Source organism: Noviherbaspirillum aridicola, assembly GCF_019656455.1.
GTDB lineage: Bacteria > Pseudomonadota > Gammaproteobacteria > Burkholderiales > Burkholderiaceae_D > Noviherbaspirillum > Noviherbaspirillum aridicola.
In genome coordinates this window covers 68684-86564 of sequence record NZ_BPMK01000003.1, presented here as the reverse complement: position 1 = coordinate 86564, position 17881 = coordinate 68684, and the positions used below count along the sequence as shown (strand labels likewise).

Genomic DNA, 17881 nt, shown 5'->3' with positions numbered 1-17881 from the left:
GGCAAGCATGGAACAATTTCACGGCACCACCATCCTCTCCGTACGGCGCGGCAACGTCGTCGCGCTCGGCGGGGACGGCCAGGTCACGCTCGGCAATGTCGTCATGAAGGGTACCGCGCGCAAGGTGCGCAAGCTGTATCAGGGCAAGGTCCTCGCCGGTTTCGCCGGCGGCACGGCGGACGCCTTCACGCTGCTCGAGCGCTTCGAGGCCAAGCTGGAAAAGCACCAGGGCAACCTGATGCGCTCCTCGGTCGAGCTTGCCAAGGACTGGCGCACCGACCGCATCCTGCGCAGGCTCGAAGCGATGCTGCTGGTGGCCGACCGTGAATCGACACTGATCATCACCGGCAACGGCGACGTGCTCGAACCGGAAGCCGGCATCGGGGCCATCGGCTCCGGCGGCGTCTACGCCCAGTCCGCCGCCAAGGCGCTGCAGGAAAACACCGAACTGGCGCCGAAGGAGATCGTCAGCAAGGCGCTCACCATCGCCGGCGAACTCTGCATCTACACCAATCTGTCGCACATCATCGAAACCCTCGAATAACCCGGAGCGAGACACCATGAACATGACTCCGCAAGAAATCGTGTCCGAACTGGACAAGCATGTCGTCGGCCAGGGACGCGCCAAGCGCGCGGTGGCGATTGCGCTGCGCAACCGCTGGCGCCGGCAGCAGGTGGCCGAGCCGCTGCGGCATGAAATCACGCCGAAGAACATCCTGATGATCGGACCGACCGGCGTCGGCAAAACCGAGATCGCGCGCCGCCTGGCCAAGCTGGCCGATGCGCCCTTCATCAAGATCGAGGCGACCAAGTTCACCGAGGTCGGCTATGTGGGCCGCGACGTCGACACCATCGTGCGCGACCTGGCCGAGATCGGCATCAAGCAGACCCGCGAAGCCGAGATGCGCAAGGTGCGCGCGCGCGCCGAGGATGCGGCGGAAGACCGGGTGCTCGACATCCTGCTGCCGCCTCCGCGCGACTTCGGATTCTCCAGCACGCCCAGCACCGGCGAGGACGGCGGCGGCAACGCTACCCGTCAGACCTTCCGCAAGCGCCTGCGCGAAGGCGCGCTCGACGACCGCGAGGTGGAGATCGAGGTGGCCGACACCGTGCCGCACATGGAGATCATGGCGCCGCCCGGCATGGAAGAGATGACCGAGCAGATCAAGTCGATGTTCTCCGGCCTGGGCGGCGCGCGCAAGAAGAAGCGCAAGCTCAAGATCCGGGAGGCGATGAAGCTGCTGGTCGAGGAAGAAGCGGCCAAGCTGGTCAATGAAGACGAGCTGCGCCAGAAGGCGATCGCCAACGTCGAGCAGAACGGCATCGTGTTCCTCGACGAGATCGACAAGATCGCGACCCGTTCGGAGACGGGCGGCGCGGACGTCTCGCGCGCCGGCGTGCAGCGCGACCTGCTGCCGCTGGTCGAGGGCACCACGGTCAACACCAAGTACGGGATGATCCGCACCGATCACATCCTGTTCATCGCATCCGGCGCCTTCCACCTCGCCAAGCCGTCGGACCTGATCCCGGAGCTGCAGGGACGCTTTCCGATCCGCGTCGAGCTGGAGTCGCTGTCCACCGCCGACTTCGAACGCATCCTCACCAGCACCGACGCCTGCCTGACCCGCCAGTACGAGGCGCTGCTGCAGACCGAGGGGGTGCAGGTGAACTTCACGCCCGACGGCATTTCGCGCATCGCGGCGATCGCCTACTCGGTCAACGAGAAGACCGAGAACATCGGCGCGCGCCGCCTGTACACGGTGATGGAAAAGCTGCTGGAAGAGATTTCGTTTACCGCGACCGACGCCAGCGGCGACACCATCGCCATCGATGCCGCCTATGTCGACGACAAGCTCGGCGCGCTGGCGGTGGATGAAGACCTGTCGCGCTACGTTCTGTAAGTCATGGCAAACAAGGCACTCGCCAAGCGTCAGAAGATGACGATACGCGTCGAGCCCTCGCAGAAGGCGGGCAAGGCGCGCAAGCCCGCGGTGCCGGCGGCCGGGCAAAAGCCCGCGGGCGGCGGCGCCGCGCGCGGACCGGCCCCTGCCCGCCTGCACGAGCGGCTGCTGAAACGGTTTTCCTGAATCCCGGGGATGACTGAGGCGGCTTACTGCTGTCCCGGCGTGGCGCCGGGCGGCGTGGCCATCGGGGGCGGCGGCGCGGCGAGCCCGTCGGTCACCGGCGTCTGCGGCGGCACGAAGCCCATGTTCGGCGGCGGCGCGGTGGTATTGCCCATCGGCGCCTGCTGCGGCGCGGGCTGCGGCACCGCTGGCGGCTGAGGCGGCGGCGGATTGTTGGGCGTGCCCGGCTGGGCCGCGCCCTGTTGCGGTCCGATCGGCGGCACCGCGCCGCCGGATGCGGCGGTCTGGGCCCGGGTCGGCGGCGGCACGGCCGGCGTCGGCACCGGCGTGCGCGTCACCGGCGGCAGGGCGGGATTGACGGTGACGCCGCCGGCCTGCGCCGGCGCGTCTTCCGGCAGTTCGATGCGCTTGGTCGCGCCGCCCTCGGCGATCAGCACGTAGCCGCGGTGCACTTCCTTCACCGTCACCCCCGGCACGATTTCCGACTCCACCCTGAATGCCTGCGCCGGCTTGCCGTCGGCGCTGATGATGGCCACGCTGTCGCGCGGGCTGCCGGAGAAGATCACGCCCCGCAGCTGGTAGTTGCTGGCGGCGGCGACCGCACGGCTGCGCGCTCCGAACAGCGCGGCGGCGGCCTGCGGCCGGATCTCCGGCTGCGCGGCGCGGGGTGGCGCCGCGACCGGCCTCAGCGGCGGCTTGAACAGCTGCATCGCCCAGTACGCGGCGGACGCGCACAGCAGAATGAACAGCAGGAAACTCGCGACCAGCGGCAGGCGCCTCATTTTGTTTTTTCTCCCTTGTAGCCGGTCGTGCCCATGCTCAGCGCACCAGCTGGTTGATCTCGATGATCGGCATCAGCACGGCCAGCACGATCAGCAGCACCACCACGCCCATGACCAGGATCAGCGCCGGCTCGAGCAGGCCCGCGATGGTCAGTGCGCGCCGCTCCAGGTCCGCTTCCTGCGCGTTGGAGGCGCGCTCGAGCATGGCTGGCAGTTCCCCCGTGGCCTCGCCGGCGCGGATCATGTGCACCAGCATCGGCGGAAAATGCTTGTGCGCCGACAGCGCCCGCGCCAGGCCGACGCCCTCGCGCACGCTGGTGGTCGCGTCCTCCACCTGTTCGCGCATCGCCACGTTGGACAGCGTGTCGCGGCTGGTCTGCAGCGCACGCAGGATGGGCACGCCGGAACCGGTGGTGATGGCCAGCGTGCTGGCGAAGCGCGCGGTGTTCAGGCTGCGCTCGAACTTGCCGTACAGCGGCGCGGTCAGCAGCCAGCGGTGCCAGCGATACTTGATGTCGGGATTCTTCAGCGCCCTGCGCCAGGCGAGGAAGGCGCCGACCGCGCCGAGCGCGACGATCCATCCGTAGGCGCGCACGAAATCGGAAATCGCCAGCATGATCACCGTCAGCAGCGGCAGCTTCTGCTTGGTGTTGGCGAACACCGAGACGATCTGCGGCACCACGTAGGCGAGCAGGAAGATCACGATCGCGAAGGCGACCACGGTGACGATGGCGGGATAGGTGAAGGCGAGCCGCACCTTCTGCACCAGCGAGTTGCGGCGCTCGATGTAGTCGGCCAGGCGCGAGAGCACGCGCGACAGCTGGCCGATCTGCTCGCCCGAGGCCACCAGCGCGCGGTAGATGTCGGTGAAGTCGCGCGGATGGCGGGACAGCGCGTCCGACAGCGATGAGCCGCCCATCACCTCGGAGCGGATGGAGGCGACGAGGTCGCGCACATAGGTGCGCTCCGCCTGTTCGAGCAGCGCCGTGAATGCCTGCTCCAGCGGCAGGCTGGCTTCCAGCAGACTGGCGAGCTGGCGGGTGAACAGCGCGAGTTCGGTGGTCGACAGCTTGTCGCCGAAGGCGCGGCTCCGGGCGTGGCCGAGTTCATCGACCTGGGCGGCGATGGCGTCGACCACGATCGGCACCAGGCCCTGGGCGCGGAGGTCCGAGCGCGCGCCGCGCGGGCTGTCGGCATTGATCACACCCTTGCGGGTGGCGCCGGCGGCGTCGACGGCTTCATAGCGGAATGCGGGCATGGCGCCTCCTTACTCCTTGGCGACCCGCAGCAGTTCGGCCAGCGTGGTGGTGCCGTCGGCGAGCCAGCGATCGCCGTCCTCGCGCATGGTGCGCATGCCGTTGCGCTGCGCGGTGACGCGGATCTCGGACTCCGGCGCGCGGTCGTGGATCTGCGAGCGGATTTCGTCCGTGGTCTCCAGCAGTTCATAGATGCCGACCCGTCCCTGGTAGCCGGTCATGCCGCACTTGTCGCAGCCGACCGCGTGCCACTCGTGGCCGTCATGGCGGCGGCACACCGGGCACAGCTTGCGCACCAGGCGCTGGGCGACCACGCCGAGCAGCGAGGATGACAGCAGGAAGGGCTCGATGCCCATGTCGAGCAGACGCGTGATCGCGGCGGCGGAATCGTTGGTGTGCAGCGTCGCCAGCACCAGGTGGCCGGTGAGCGAGGCCTGCACCGCGATCTGCGCGGTTTCCAGGTCGCGGATCTCGCCGATCATGATGACGTCCGGATCCTGGCGCAGGATCGCGCGCAGGGCCTTGGCGAAGGTCATGTCGATGCGGGCGTTGACCTGCGTCTGGCCGACGCCGGCCAGCTCGTATTCGATCGGGTCTTCCACCGTCAGGATGTTGGTCGCCGGCGCGTTGAGCTTGGTGAGCGCCGCATAGAGCGTGGTGGTCTTGCCCGAACCGGTCGGCCCGGTCACCAGCACGATGCCGTGCGGCTGGCTGATCAGTTTGTCGAAGCGCTGCTGCACGTCGGGGCTCATGCCGAGATGGCTCAGGTCCATGCGGCCGCCTTCCTTGTCGAGCAGACGCAGCACCGCGCGCTCGCCATGGCCGGTGGGCAGCGTGGAGACACGCACGTCGACCGCCTTGCCGCCGACGCGCAGCGCGATGCGGCCATCCTGCGGCAGGCGCTTCTCGGCGATGTCGAGCTGGGCCATGATCTTGATGCGGGAGATCAGCGAGGCGTGGATCGCCTTCTTCGGCCGCACGACGTCGCGCAGCGCGCCATCGACGCGGAAGCGCACCACCGACACCTGCTCGAACGGTTCGATATGGATATCGGACGCCTCTTCGCGCAGGGCCTGGGTCAGCAGCGCGTTGATCATGCGGATCACCGGCGCGTCGTCGGCCGATTCCAGCAGGTCCTCGATCGCCGGCATGTCGAGCATCAGCTTGGCGAGGTCGAGGTCGGACTCCACCTCGTCCACCACCTGCGCGGCGTCGCTGCCGGAATTGGCGTAGGCCTTGGCGATGGCCGCCTCCAGCTCTTCGCGGGTCAGCGACTTCAGCTTGACGCGGCCGAAACGGCGGCTGACCTCGGAAATCGCCGAGGGCGCCGTCGTTTCCGACACCCAGAGCTCGATCGCATTGGCCGCGGACTCGCTGCGGCGCGCCAGCACGGCGTGGTCGCGTGCGAAGGCATAGGGAAGAAGTCGGGCGTCGGTCATGGTGTTGCTCATCCTTTGTTACTGCAGTCTGTTCGGGTTCTGCCCGGGCGGGGCCGGGCTGTTCGGGTTGGGCGCGGGCGCGGCGGGCACGCCGGGCTGCTGCGGCAGCGGCTGCTGGAGCGGCTGCTGCGTCTGTCCCTGTTGCGGCTGCTGCGGGCTGCGCGGCTCGATGTTGAGCATCGCGCCGCCGACCGGACGGCCGTCCTGCATCGGCGGCAGGGTCGGCGGCACCGCGTTCGGCAGCAGCAGGGGATTGGGATTCTGGCCCTGCGCCTGCACGCCGCGGATGTAGTCGTAACGGTTTGCCATCACGTCCACGCTCTGCTCGGCGGTGCGAATCACGGTCGGACGGAGGAAGACCATCAAATTGGTCTTGGTGTTCCGCCGGGTCTGATATTTGAAGAGATTTCCCAGCACCGGCACGTCGCCCAGGCCCGGGACTTTCTCGTTGCCGTCCTGGCCTTCTTCCTGGATCAGGCCGCCGAGCACGATGATCTGGCCGTCGTCGACCAGCACGTTGGATTCGATCGAGCGCTTGTTGGTAATGATGCCGGCCGCATTGGTGGTATCGCGGATGCTGGAGGTCTCCTGGTAGATCGCCAGCTTGATGGTGCCGCCCTCGGAGATCTGCGGGCGCACGCGCAGCGACAGGCCGACGTCGCGCCGCTCGACCGTCTGGAAGGGATTGACGCCGGCGGCGCCGCCCGAAGCCTGCGTGGTGTACTGGCCGGTGATGAAGGGCACGTTCTGGCCGACGATGATGCGCGCTTCTTCGTTGTCGAGCGTGATCAGGTTCGGAATCGACAGGATGTTGGCACCGGCGTCGGATTCGAGTGCGCGGGCCAGCGCGCCGAGGCCGAGCGCGCCGTTGATCTGGCGGAACACGCCGAGCGTGAGGCCGTTGCCGGGTGCCTGCAGCGCGCCGGCGGCCGCGCCGCCGACGTTGCGGCCGTAGGCGGTGACCGCCTGGTTGATGATGTTGTTGCCGCCGGCGGAGAATGCGGTGCCGCCGCCGACGCGGTAGCGGCTTCCTTCGTCTCCCGACAGGCCCAGCCATTGCACGCCGAGTTCGGCCGCCTTCTCGGCCGACACTTCGACGATCAGCGATTCCACGTAGACCTGGGCGCGGCGCGCGTCGAGCTGGTCGATCACGGTGCGCAGGTTGCGGTAGACCGCCTCGCTGGCGGTGATGATGATCGTGTTGGTCGCCGGGTCGGCCTGGATGAAGCCGCCAGGACCGCCGGTCGGCAGCGCGGTCGGGGTCGGCTGGCCGGAGGGCGACATCGCGCCCTGGCCGAGGCCGCCGCCCTGCTGGTTGCCCTGGTTGCCGAAGGCGGTGTTCTGCTGCTGCGGCTGGTTCTGCTGCGGGGTCGCCTGGCCGGTCTGGGTGGACGAATCGGCGGCCACCACCGCGCGCAGCGTCTGCGCCAGCCGCACGGCGTCGGCATTGCGCAGGTAGACCACGTGCACGTTGCCCGGCTGCGCGGTCGGCTGATCGAGCTTCATGATCAGCGACTTGGCAAGGTTGGCGCGGGCCGGCGACGGCGCGCGGATGATCAGGGAATTGGTGCGGGTATCGGCCAGCACCAGCACCCGGCCGGGATCGGCGGCGCCGGGCGCCGCGGCGCCCTGCTCCATCAGACGGTTGACCATGACCGCGATGTCACTCGCCACCGCATGCTGGATCGGCACCACGTCCATGTCGCCGGTCGCCGGCATGTCGAGCGAGGCGATGATGCGGCTGAGCCGGCGCAGGTTGTCCGCATAGTCGGTGATGACGATGCTGTTGTTGCCGGGGTTGACGTTGATGGTGTTGTTGGGCGAGATCAGCGGGCGCAGGATCTGCACCAGGTTGTTGGCCGATTCATAGTTGAGCCGGAAGATCTGGGTCGCGATCTGGTCGCCGCGCACCTCGCCGGTCTGGATCGGCCCCGCCTGCAGCTTGGCCTCGGCCTCGGGCACCACCTTGGTGACATTGCCGCTCCTGACCATCGCATAGCCCTGCAGCCGCAGCGCGGAGCCGAGCATGTCGAGCGCCTGCGGCTTGGTGACCGGCTTTTCCGAGACCAGGTTGATCGTGCCCTTGACCCGCGGATCGATGATGAAGGTGGTGCGGGTGTAATGCCCGATCGCCTTCACCACCGACTCGATGTCGGCGCCGACGAAGTTGAGGGTAGCCTGGTTGGACGAGGGATCCTGGGCATGAACGACCACGGGCTGGCCGGCGATGAAACAGGCCAGCAGTGCGGTTGCTCCGAGGCGGCGCCAGCCGCCCTTGCCCGATGTGGATGCTGATGGATTTTTTTTCATTTGAACTCTAGCGCGATAACGTCCTTGTCGCCGATCCTGCGGCGCTGACCCAGCAAATTCAAGAGATTTGCCAGCCTGTCTTCCTGCCCTTCTTCTGCCTCTGCCCTGCCTGAAAACTGCAGTCTGCCATTGACCAGCTTGCCGCTGCCGTTAAGCAAAAGCGGCCCGCGTACCGACTTCAGTTCCAGCGCCGCCTGGCTCCCGCGCCAGTCCATTATCAGTTGGTAGGCGCCCAGGGGCTTGATCGGTGACAGACGCGAGGACATGTCGTCCATGTGCAGCGTGGTGGTGCCGCTGACCGCCACGCCATTGCCTTCGCGCGCGATGCGCAGCGGCGTCCAGGTCATTCGCATGCGGCCCGCCGGCTGTATCGTGTTCAGCGGCGCGCCCAGTCCGGCCAGCCGCTCCGCCGGCAGCATCATGCCGCCCGGACTGACCTGCCACTGGTTCCAGCTGCCGGTGATGCTGACCGGCTGGGTCAGCGCATCCGGATTGCTCAGCCGGATATCGACCTGGCCGAGCAGCACCAGCGGCGACAGCGTCCACGCGAAGCGGCCCGGCACCAGCGGCGTCACCGGATCGCTGCCGCTCGGCGCGCCGCCGATGAAGGCCGACCCGTTCCACAATGTGCCCTGCGCATCGCCCAGCGTCAGGCGGCCGCCGGTCTGGCGCTCCACCAGCACCGACATCCAGGATGCGGGGCAAAAAACGATCACGGTGGCGAGCACCGCGAGCACGCCGGCCAACAGCCATGTCAGTCCACGCCGCACGCCCGCTCCTCGTCAGCGCCCGGCCTCGCCGCGCTGCTGTCGCAGCGTCAGCGTGGCGTTGACGGTATCGGGCTGCGCCTGGGCCTCGACGTTTGCATCGAGCACCGAGATGCGCGGCGCGCCCTGCATCTCGGTCAGCCAGTCGACCAGTGCGGCAAAGGATACGCCATTGAACTGCGCCTTGGCCAGTTCGCCGGTGACGCTCAGGTTCTGCGCCTTGATGCCCTTGCGCGAGAGCGAGGTTTCCAGGCTCTCCCGGGTCATGGCCGGCGGCGCGGCGGTATTGGCGGGAGCCGCGGGCGCGCTGGCGGCCTGCCTGGCCAGCGCCTGCACTTCCGCCGCCTGCTGGCGCAGCGCCGGCAGACGTTTTTCGAGGTCGGCCCGGCCGGACATGGCGGGATCGATCAGCAGCGCATAGATGAGGCCGAGCACCACCACCACCGCGGCCAGCGACAGCATGCGCCGCTCACGCTGGTTGCGCTCGTTCCAGAAGGTGGAGGCCGACTGCTTCAGGCCGCCCAAGCGATTCCTCGGGCTGCTGGTGCCCGCCGTCCTGGTTGCCGCGTTCATTTGCCGCTCCTGATCTGCAAGAGGTTGTCGCCGCTCTGCGCCAGCGAGAGATTGCGCGAGGCGAGCGCGCTCTGCAGCGGCTCGAGCGCGACCTTGGCGCCGGGCTTGAGCTTGACGCTCAGCACGCGGTCGCGATACTCGAGTCCGGCCAGCGCGCCGGCATCCTGGCCGGCGCCGTTCCAGGCTTCGCCGAAGGCCGCGGCCAGCGCGAGGAAATCGTCGGGTGCGAGCTGTCCGGTGCCGCGCTGGGAGGCGGACAGCTTTTGCCGCAACTGCGCGAGCGGATCGATCACCACCGGATCCTTGGGGAAGGCATTGCGGTAGGCCTGGATCATGCCGGCACCGAGGGCATCGGCCTCGCGCCGCATGCGCAGCCATTCGACATTGAGACCGATGATATTGATCAGCAGCAGCGCGGCCGCGAGCGCCAGCGGCCAGCGCCAGCGGCGCCAGTCGAGCTTCGGACCGGCGGCGGCGCCGAGGCCGCTCATGAGTTCCACCGGCGCGGCCGCGGCGCCGTCGAGCCAGCGCGGCCAGCCGTCGGCATGCAGGCGGATGCGCTCGTTCAGCGCGGGCGCGATGTGCAGGGATTCTTCGTAGTCGCGCAGGCGCGGTGCCGGCACATAGAGATCGATCGGTCCCTCGCGCACCACCGTCGCCAGCGACTGCAGCACCTCGAAGGCGGCCGACTCCTGCTGGTCGGCGACGATGGACAGGCCGAGGCCCTCATGCGCGGACAGCCGGACCGCGACGTCGATGTCGCCGCTCTGTTCGGCGACCGCGGCGCTGGAGGTGCCCGGCGTCACCGGCAGACACAGCTGCGAGGGATAGGCGGCGATGCTGCGCGCGCCGAGACCGACCAGGGTGCGCGACAGCACCTCGAGCCAGTTGCGCTGGACCACGGCGACGGTGCGCATCGTATCGCGGCTGCCGTCGGCCACCACCACGCACTCGGCCGGGTCGCTCATCAGCTGGTCCTCGACCAGGTTGGGCAGCGCGGCGCGCAGGCGCGCCGGCGACAGCGGCGGCACCTGCACCCGCAGAAGCGTCACGTCGGAAGCCGCCAGGAGCAGCACCACGCGCTGCGCGCGCGACACCAGCTCGCCCATGTCCGGCAGCGCCGCGACGCCCTCGCGCTCGAGTCCGCGGCCGGCGACCGCGAACTCGCAGTACAGGGGCATGCCGGGCTGCAGGCTCTGGGCGGCGGCCTGGGATGGCAGGCGGATGAAGAGTGTGCTCAAGATATCGGTTCTCTTTTTCTTAGCGTTGGCGGATCCACAAGACCTTGGGCTTCCTGGCATTCTGGCCGCCCCGATAGATCAGTGCTTGCATTTCCATCCCTGCCCGGTTGAGCCGTACATTGCCGTTCACCAGGAAGTAGTCGGTGCTCACGGCCAGCGCATTGGAGCTGACGTCGGAAGTGCCCTTCCCCAGCGCGGTCACGAAAGATTGCACATCCGAGAATGCCGCGTTTTGACGTTTGGCAACAATGCTGGTCGCTTCGGAAAGTGCAAGTGTAGCAATTCTTGCGGCCAGCACCTCCGCCGGCGCGGTATTGACATTGATCTTCACCGGCTTGCTGGCGTCATCGACCGGGATGAACACGACGTAATCGCGCAGCTTCTCGACCGCCTCCGGCGTGAAGCCGGGGACGGCCAGCAGGTCGTCGATCTGCATCATGCGCAGCGGCTGCTCGGAACTGGTGGCCGGCGCCTGCCCGGGCGCCGTGCTGGTACGCGAGGCCGCTTCGGCGCGCTGCATTACTTGCGCGGTCGCCTGCGCCAGCGAGGGATTGAGCTGCAGGAAGCCGAGCAGGCGGGAGAACGCGGCGACTTCCTCGGGCTTGATCTGCGCGTTCTGCACCAGATTGCCCAGGTTGTAGCGCGACGTGGCATCGATGATGCCGCCCGACAGCGCCGCGTCGGGGATGTCCCCGGCCGCCTGCGGATTGTCGACGTACTGGTCGAGCCGGGTCTCCGCCAGCGGCACCGCCCAAGGTTCGCCGAGATGATCGATGCCCTGCTTGCCGCCGCGGGTATCGATGACCCTGTCCTCGCGCAGGATCAGGCTGCTCCAGTCGAGCGCGCCGCGCAGGATCCACTGCTTCTGCAGCTGCAGGCGCTGGTTCTCGATCGAACGCACCTGCACCTGCTGCTGCCAGAACAGGCTGGCGACGATGGTGATTGCCAGCGTGGTCAGCAGCAGCGCGGTGATCACCGCGACGCCGCGCTGGCGGTCCATGCGCGCGCTCATGCCGCCCCCAGCAGAAAGACTTTGATCAGGCTCGCGGGCTGCCCCTGCAGCTGCAGCGAGACTTCGATGCCGGTCGGCCCCTGTGCCGCCTGCGCCGCGGCGTTTGCCGCCGCCGCTGCCGCCGGGCCCGCGCCCGGGATCGCGGTCTGCTGGGCATTCGAGATGATGCCGTTGCTCGTCTGCCAGCCGCCGTTGGGATTCCAGTTGCGGACCGCCATGCCGCCGACATTGCCGCTCAGCGCGACCGGCTCGGTGGCGTCGCGGTCGCTGATGGCGGTGGTCCATGCCGCGTCGAGCGCCCGCAGGTCGCGCGTCGGGACGGACTCGCGCCGTACCAGGCTGCCGTTCTCGACGCGATAGCTGACCACCTGTATGCGCGAGGGCTGGTTCTCCGCATAGGTCATGCGCACCAGCGCCAGCCGGCCGGGCTGGGCCGCGAGCGTGGGCCGGTTGCCGATGTCGGCGGACAGCGCGATGTTGGAGCAGTCGCTCTGCATCTGGGCGAAGGCCAGCTGCAGGCCGCGGGTCGAGGTCAGTTCATCGTTGAGGGAAACGCGTGCGCGAATGATGCTGTCGAGCCCGCGCCAGCCGAGCACGGCAACGATCGCCATCACGGTGATGGCCACCAGCAGTTCGATCAGGGTGAAGCCGCGGCGGCGGCGCAAGGGTTTCATCTCAGCGCCCCACGATCTGCGACAGCTTGATGATGCGCCGGCCCGGATTCTCGGCATCATAGACATTGACTTCGACGCGGCGGAAATAGGGATTGGGGGTGGCGATGACTTCCTCTTCGCATATCAGCCTCAGCTCGCCCTGCGGGCATTCGAGGCTGCGCTTGCCGAACTCCGGAAATTCATTGCGCAGGCGGATATTGGCGAGGTGATTTTCCGCCGACCAGGTGGCCATCATGGCCGAGCGCAGGCCCACGCTGTTCTGGGTCAGGCTGGCGACCGCGCGCAGGCTGGCGCCGAGCGCCGTGCCGACCACGACCAGCGCCACCAGCACTTCCAGCAGCGTGAAGCCGCGGCTGCGGGCTTCCTGCGGGGCGGGGCAAAGCGGGCTGGGCGTCATGGCCTTACTCGATCGTGAAATGGCCGATGCCGTCGGCGCGGATGGATACGCTGCTTTCGCCATAGGAGAGCGTGAGCAGGAAGGGCTTGTCGACCGGCTCGCGGCCGAACACGATGCGCAGCGGCTGGTCCTCTCCGCCGGTCTGCGGCGAGATCGACAGGCCCAGCGGCGAGCGGGCGAATTCCCGCGCGCGCAGCAGTTCGTCATCGCCGAGCTGCTGCCATTCCTGTCCGTCGCGCACCAGGAAACGGTACTGCACGCCATCGGCCTCGAAGGCGATCGGCCGGTTGCGCACGATGGCTTCATCGCGCGCGAGCTGCATCAGCAGCGCGAGGCGCTGCGCGTCGTTCTGCAGCGCCTGCCGCTCGCCGGGCATGGCATTGAAGGCGATCATGCCGAGCAGGATGCCGGCGATGACCAGCACCACCAGCAGCTCCAGCAGCGTGAAGCCTTGCGAACGCCGGCGGTGCGCCGGCAGGAAAGGTATTACTGCTCCCACGAGCCGATGTCGGCGTCATTGCCGGTGCCGCCGGGCTGGCCGTCGGCGCCGTAGGAGAACACGTCCACTTCGCCCTTCACGCCCGGCGACAGGTACTGATACTGGCCGCCCCACGGATCCTTGGGCAGCTTGTCGATGTAGCCGCCGTTCTTCCAGCCGTTGGCCGCCGGACCGCTGGTCGGCTTGCTGATCAGCGCCTGCAGGCCCTGGTCGGTGGTGGGATAGCGCTGGTTGTCGAGCCGGTAGAGCTTGAGTGCCGACATCAGGGTGGCGATGTCCTGGCGGGCGGCCGTGATGCGCGCGTCGTCGGCGCGGCCCATCAGCTTCGGCACCACCAGCGCGGCGAGGATGCCCATGATGACGACCACGACCATGATCTCAATCAGGGTGAAGCCGCGCGAACGGACGCGGCTGTTGATGCGGGAGTGCTGGGCGAGTGGATTGCGCATGGTTTTTTATGAAAGTGTTGAACAAACAACTTGCAAGTATAAATCCGTAGCCGTCCTGGTTGAGGAGAGGCGCATTATCTTGCGGATTTCCGGAGAGAACTTTGAGCAGATCGAAGCATTCTCGCATGCCGGCCGGCGGCGTACGCCCGTTACTGTAGTTATGGGTGGGCGGCAGGCGGCAGATTGCCCCTCCTGCACTGCCTCTGACTTGAGCGGCATCAAATAGTTTTGCCCGCTGCGGAAATTTTTCCTGCTTGCCTTTTTGGCCTCTCATGGCGGGAAGGAACAAAGCGGCGCGCGCCGCAGTCTGGATGACATGACGACATCAGAGGAGAGCGATCATGTCCCTGCCCCATCCCGGTCCCTGCGAACCGATCGACGTTCGCCCGCTCGGCGCGCGGCTGGGCGACTCGTCATCGACGGCCCTGTTCCGCACCGATGACGTCGAGGTGATGCGCCTGGTTCTGCCCAGGGGCAAGACCGTGCCCGAGCATCACGTCGAAGGCGAAATGACGCTGCAATGCCTGGAGGGCGTGGTCGAGGTGCGCACCGGGGACGGGACCCAGCAGCTGCAGGCCGGGGAGATGCTTTACCTGTACGGGCGCACGCCTTACTCGATCGCCGCGCTCGACGACGCCTCGCTGCTGATGACCATGCTGCGCAAGGGAGAGAACAGCAAGGACGACGACGACTGAGAGCGGCCCTCAGGTCTCGTTGCGCGGATCGCGCGACAGCAGCTTTTCCACCATCGCCGCGGGCGAATCGCCATCGAACAGCACGCGCGCCACGGCGTCCGCGATCGGCATCTCGATGCCGATGTCCCCTGCCAGCGCGCGCACCGCGCCGGCGCAGCGCACGCCCTCGGCCACATGACCGAGTTCCTGCACGATCGCTTCCAGCTTCTTGCCTTCGGCCAGCCCGAGACCGACGCGACGGTTGCGCGACAGGTCGCCGGTGCAGGTGAGTATCAGGTCGCCCACCCCGGTCAGTCCCATGAAGGTCTCGGCGCGGCCGCCGAGGGCGACGCCGAGGCGCGTGATTTCGGCCAGGCCGCGGGTGATCAGCGCCGCCCGCGCATTGAGGCCGAGCCCCATGCCGTCGAGCACCCCGGTCGCGATCGCGAGGATGTTCTTCACTGCGCCGCCCACTTCCACCCCGACCAGGTCTTCGCTCGCATATACCCGCATCGAGCGGCCGTGGACTGCCTTCACCACGCGCTCGCGCAGCTCGGGCGAGGCGGAGGCCACGGTCAGCGCGCACGGCAGGCCGGCGGCCACTTCCTGGGCGAAGGACGGACCGGACAGCGCGCCATGCGGCAGCGCGCGGCCGAACACCTCACTGACCACCTGGTGCGGCAGCAGCCGGGTGTTTTCCTCCAGTCCCTTGCACAACCAGACGAGGTTGGGAACCGGGCTGCCGCGCAGCCGTTCGACCACCGGCCGCAGGCCGGACACGGAGGTGGCGACGATGAGCAGGCCGTCTTCGCCCGCGTGCGCCACCGCGGCATCGAAGTCCGCGGTCGGCCGCAGCGCCCGCGGCAGCGTGAATCCCGGCAGATAGGCCCGGTTCTCGCGCAGGCTGTCGGCGTCGCGCATCGCCTGCGCCTCGCGGCCCCACAGCATGACCGGATGTCGCTCGGCCAGGAGGATGGCAAGCGCCGTGCCCCAGGCGCCGGCGCCGAGTATCGTGATGTTCATGAAGAAGAATTCCGGACGCTTACTCGCCCCACACTTCGCCGGCGCGGACGAAGCCGGCCTGGCCGTCCGCGTGGCGCACGCGCACCCAGCCCGGGTTGGTGGCATCGAGGAAGTCGAGCAGCACGCCGCGCTCGGCGGTGAACACCAGCGGCGCGGTATCGGACGCGGCATCGCGCACGCGTGCCCCGGCGGCGCCCACCACGACGGTGCGCCTGGCGGCCAGCGCCCTGGACTCGACCCAGGCCAGGCTGCCCGCGGCGTCGCGGATCTTGACCCACTCGCCGTAGCTGAGCACCACTTCGACCGGCATGCCGCGCGGCGCCACGAATACCTTGCGTCCCTTGCTCGACGGCGCGTCGTAAAGAATGGCCGGCGCGGCGCCGACCGACCTGTATTCCAGCGCCTGTGCGGCGCCCGCCGCGAGCAGGCCGGCCGCCAGCAGGGCCAGACGGATTGTTTTCATCGGGCTCTCCCTGACTGTAAGACATGGCGGACCGACCACGGCCCGCCCGCGATGATGATCAGGACAGCGGTGCGCCGCTCGGGCTCACCAGGCCGGCGCCGCCCTGCTGCTGTTGCTGGGAGAGCTGCTGCAGACGCTGCTGGTAGAAGGCTTCGAAGTTGATCTCGGCCAGATGCACCGGCGGGAAGCCGGCGCGGGTGATGATGTCGGCGATGTTGGCGCGCAGGTAGGGGTAGATGATGTTCGGGCAGCCGATGCCGAGCAGCGGGTCGAGCTGTTCCGGCGGGATGTTGGCGGCTTCGAAGATGCCGGCCTGCTTGCCTTCGACCAGGAAGGCGACCTTGTCCTGCACCTTGGCGGTGACGGTGATGGTGACGGTGGACTCGAAGATGGTTTCGGCCAGCGCCTCGACGCCGACGTCGATCGAGATTTCGATGTTCGGACCTTCCTGCTCCAGGAAAATCGCCGGCGAGTTCGGCTGTTCCAGCGACAGATCCTTCAGGTACACGCGCTGGATCTGGAAAACGGGCTGTTGGTTCTGGTCGGACATGAGCTACTTTCTTTGTGGTCGGGAGTAATAAGGACGGCGCAGCGCCGTTAAAAAGGACGGCACTGCGCCGTCCTGAAGAGACGCAATGTTAGCACTATCGCCAGCAATACCCGGCGAAATCAGGCACTCTGCAGCAGTGGATCAAGCTTGCCCGCGTGATCCAGCGCGCTGAGGTCGTCGAAGCCGCCGACGTGGGTCTCGCCGATGTAGATTTGCGGCACGGTGCGGCGCCCGGTCTTCTGCATCATCTCCGCGCGCTGCTCGGGGTTGAGGTCGACGCGGATCTTCTCGATGTTGTCGACGCCCTTGGCCTTGAGCAGGCGCTCGGCCATGACGCAATACGGGCAGACGCCGGTGCTGTACATGAGGACGCGTGCGGTCATGATGTGATTTCCTTACTTGGTGAGCGGCAGGCCCTGCGCCTGCCATGCGGCGATGCCGCCGTCGAGCGACACGGCTTCGGCGAAGCCGGCCTTCTTGAGCTGCGCCGCGGCCTTCGCGGCCTGGGCGCCCGACTGGCAGACGATGATGGCGGTTTTGGACTTGAACTTGTCGAGCTCGCCGATCCGGTTCGACAATTCCTTGCCGGGGATGTTCTTGGCGTCGCGCAGGTGGCCGGCGTTGAACGCGGCCGGATCCCGCACGTCGACGATCACCGCCTTGCCCTGGTTGATCAGCTGCGTGGCCTGCAGCGTGCTCACGGTCTTGCCGCGGCGCTGGAAGGAAGGCCACAGCAGCGCGCCGCCGGAGATCAGGGCGATCGCGATCAGCCACACGTTATCAATGAGAAATTTCACGGTACTCCAATGGTTTTAAGCAATCCCAACATTATAAAATAGAAGACGATATAGGATTTCCCATCGCTTCCCGCCCTAACCGTTTTCTTGTCTTTTCCATTCTCCTACCATGTACAAAATCGTATTGATGCGCCACGGCGAGTCCACCTGGAACCTCGAAAACCGCTTCACCGGATGGACCGACGTCGACCTCACCGAAAAGGGGATCAATGAAGCCCGCCAGGCCGGGCGCATCCTCAAGGAAGCCGGGTTCAGCTTCGACCTGTGCTACACCTCGGTGCTCAAGCGCGCGATCCGCACGCTGTGGCTTACGCTCGACGAGATGGACCTGATGTGGCTGCCGGTCGTGCACGACTGGCGCCTGAACGAGCGCCACTACGGCGCGCTGCAGGGCCTGAACAAGGCCGAGACCGCCGCCCGGTACGGCGACGAGCAGGTGCTGGTCTGGCGCCGCAGCTACGACGTGCCGCCGAATCCGCTGAGCGCCGACGACCCGCGCACCTCGTATGACGACCCGCGCTACGCCGGACTCAAGCGCGAGCAGATTCCGCTGACCGAGTGCCTCAAGGACACCGTGGCGCGCGTGATGCCGGCCTGGGACGACTCGATCGCGCCCGCGATCCGCGCCGGCAAGCAGATCCTGATCTCCGCGCACGGCAACAGCCTGCGCGCGCTGATCAAGAGCCTCGACGGCATCAGCGACCAGGACATCGTCGGCCTCAACATCCCCAACGGCCAGCCGCTGGTCTATGAACTGGATGCCGACCTCAAGCCGATCAAGAGCTACTACCTCGGCGACCAGGCGGCGATCGAGGCGGCGATGAAGGCGGTCGCCAGCCAGGGCAAGGCCAAGTAATCACCATCGCATCCGCCATACTCTCCATGCAGGAC

Annotated in this window: 22 protein-coding genes; 5 read left to right on the top strand and 17 right to left on the bottom strand. The window is 67.6% G+C overall.

The annotated features are described in order from the left end of the window. Window positions 1-7 precede the first annotated feature (7 nt). The 3 genes from hslV to NCCP691_RS03990 are packed head-to-tail and all read left to right on the top strand — an operon-like array spanning window position 8 to window position 2087. Entirely contained in the window at window positions 8-544 is a 537-nt protein-coding gene (hslV, locus tag NCCP691_RS04000; protein WP_220806960.1) for an ATP-dependent protease subunit HslV, read from the top strand. 16 nt (window positions 545-560) lie between these two features. Continuing rightward, window positions 561-1901, top strand: coding sequence for an ATP-dependent protease ATPase subunit HslU (hslU, locus tag NCCP691_RS03995; RefSeq protein WP_220806959.1), 1341 nt, complete (start codon window positions 561-563; stop codon window positions 1899-1901). Between the two features lie 3 nt (window positions 1902-1904). Further along, a complete protein-coding gene (locus tag NCCP691_RS03990; protein WP_220807203.1) occupies window positions 1905-2087 on the top strand; it encodes a hypothetical protein in 183 nt (60 codons plus the stop codon). A gap of 23 nt (window positions 2088-2110) precedes the next feature. Here NCCP691_RS03990 and NCCP691_RS03985 read toward each other — a convergent pair whose 3' ends face one another. From NCCP691_RS03985 to gspG, 12 genes are read right to left on the bottom strand one after another with little or no spacing between them, the layout of a single operon-like run. After that, window positions 2111-2866 carry a type II secretion system protein N gene (locus NCCP691_RS03985; protein ID WP_220806958.1) on the bottom strand — a complete coding sequence of 252 codons (756 nt, stop codon included), beginning with the start codon at window positions 2864-2866 and terminating at the stop codon, window positions 2111-2113. Between the two features lie 37 nt (window positions 2867-2903). Then, on the bottom strand, window positions 2904-4124 hold the full coding sequence (gene gspF / locus NCCP691_RS03980; protein ID WP_220806957.1) for a type II secretion system inner membrane protein GspF: 1221 nt from the start codon (window positions 4122-4124) through the stop codon (window positions 2904-2906). A gap of 9 nt (window positions 4125-4133) precedes the next feature. Next, entirely contained in the window at window positions 4134-5561 is a 1428-nt protein-coding gene (gene gspE / locus NCCP691_RS03975; protein WP_373870320.1) for a type II secretion system ATPase GspE, read from the bottom strand. A gap of 18 nt (window positions 5562-5579) precedes the next feature. Further along, entirely contained in the window at window positions 5580-7871 is a 2292-nt protein-coding gene (gene gspD, locus NCCP691_RS03970; protein ID WP_220806955.1) for a type II secretion system secretin GspD, read from the bottom strand. Further along, window positions 7868-8641, bottom strand: coding sequence for a type II secretion system protein N (locus NCCP691_RS03965; RefSeq protein ID WP_220806954.1), 774 nt, complete (start codon window positions 8639-8641; stop codon window positions 7868-7870). The genes gspD and NCCP691_RS03965 overlap by 4 nt, the downstream gene beginning before the upstream one ends. A gap of 12 nt (window positions 8642-8653) precedes the next feature. Next, complete coding sequence (locus NCCP691_RS03960; protein ID WP_220806953.1) at window positions 8654-9211, bottom strand: type II secretion system protein M; 558 nt, start codon at window positions 9209-9211, stop codon at window positions 8654-8656. Further along, window positions 9208-10452, bottom strand: a complete 1245-nt coding sequence (gene gspL / locus NCCP691_RS03955; RefSeq protein WP_238482304.1) for a type II secretion system protein GspL — start codon at window positions 10450-10452, stop codon at window positions 9208-9210. The genes NCCP691_RS03960 and gspL overlap by 4 nt, the downstream gene beginning before the upstream one ends. 19 nt (window positions 10453-10471) lie before the next feature. Next, window positions 10472-11452, bottom strand: coding sequence for a type II secretion system minor pseudopilin GspK (gspK, locus tag NCCP691_RS03950; RefSeq protein WP_238482303.1), 981 nt, complete (start codon window positions 11450-11452; stop codon window positions 10472-10474). 8 nt (window positions 11453-11460) lie between these two features. Further along, entirely contained in the window at window positions 11461-12138 is a 678-nt protein-coding gene (locus tag NCCP691_RS03945) for a PulJ/GspJ family protein (protein WP_220806951.1), read from the bottom strand. Window position 12139: 1 nt separating this feature from the next. After that, complete coding sequence (gspI, locus tag NCCP691_RS03940; RefSeq protein WP_220806950.1) at window positions 12140-12535, bottom strand: type II secretion system minor pseudopilin GspI; 396 nt, start codon at window positions 12533-12535, stop codon at window positions 12140-12142. Window positions 12536-12539: 4 nt separating this feature from the next. Then, entirely contained in the window at window positions 12540-13034 is a 495-nt protein-coding gene (locus tag NCCP691_RS03935) for a GspH/FimT family pseudopilin (protein WP_238482302.1), read from the bottom strand. Continuing rightward, on the bottom strand, window positions 13022-13483 hold the full coding sequence (gene gspG, locus NCCP691_RS03930) for a type II secretion system major pseudopilin GspG (protein ID WP_220806949.1): 462 nt from the start codon (window positions 13481-13483) through the stop codon (window positions 13022-13024). Before gspG ends, NCCP691_RS03935 begins: the two co-directional genes overlap by 13 nt. A 341-nt stretch (window positions 13484-13824) precedes the next feature. Between gspG and NCCP691_RS03925 the strand changes: the two genes are divergently transcribed. Beyond that, a complete protein-coding gene (locus tag NCCP691_RS03925) occupies window positions 13825-14178 on the top strand; it encodes a cupin domain-containing protein (RefSeq protein ID WP_220806948.1) in 354 nt (117 codons plus the stop codon). Between the two features lie 9 nt (window positions 14179-14187). On the opposite strand, the gene NCCP691_RS03920 is transcribed toward NCCP691_RS03925, so the two are convergent. The 5 genes from NCCP691_RS03920 to NCCP691_RS03900 all read right to left on the bottom strand — a co-directional run bounded on the left by NCCP691_RS03920 (window position 14188) and on the right by NCCP691_RS03900 (window position 16990). Next, the gene (locus tag NCCP691_RS03920) at window positions 14188-15180 is read right to left on the bottom strand and encodes an NAD(P)H-dependent glycerol-3-phosphate dehydrogenase (RefSeq protein ID WP_220806947.1); all 993 of its coding nucleotides are present in this window, start codon (window positions 15178-15180) and stop codon (window positions 14188-14190) included. Window positions 15181-15199: 19 nt separating this feature from the next. After that, window positions 15200-15643: an SH3 domain-containing protein gene (locus tag NCCP691_RS03915; protein WP_220806946.1), complete on the bottom strand. Its 444-nt coding sequence runs from the start codon at window positions 15641-15643 to the stop codon at window positions 15200-15202. 58 nt (window positions 15644-15701) lie between these two features. Then, a complete protein-coding gene (secB, locus tag NCCP691_RS03910) occupies window positions 15702-16193 on the bottom strand; it encodes a protein-export chaperone SecB (protein WP_220806945.1) in 492 nt (163 codons plus the stop codon). 119 nt (window positions 16194-16312) lie between these two features. Next, window positions 16313-16576, bottom strand: a complete 264-nt coding sequence (gene grxC, locus NCCP691_RS03905; protein WP_220806944.1) for a glutaredoxin 3 — start codon at window positions 16574-16576, stop codon at window positions 16313-16315. A 12-nt stretch (window positions 16577-16588) separates the two neighbouring features. Further along, window positions 16589-16990 carry a rhodanese-like domain-containing protein gene (locus NCCP691_RS03900; protein WP_220806943.1) on the bottom strand — a complete coding sequence of 134 codons (402 nt, stop codon included), beginning with the start codon at window positions 16988-16990 and terminating at the stop codon, window positions 16589-16591. 109 nt (window positions 16991-17099) lie between these two features. Here NCCP691_RS03900 and gpmA point away from each other — a divergent pair, with 109 nt between their 5' ends. Beyond that, on the top strand, window positions 17100-17846 hold the full coding sequence (gene gpmA / locus NCCP691_RS03895; RefSeq protein WP_220806942.1) for a 2,3-diphosphoglycerate-dependent phosphoglycerate mutase: 747 nt from the start codon (window positions 17100-17102) through the stop codon (window positions 17844-17846). The last annotated feature ends 35 nt before the right edge of the window (window positions 17847-17881 follow it).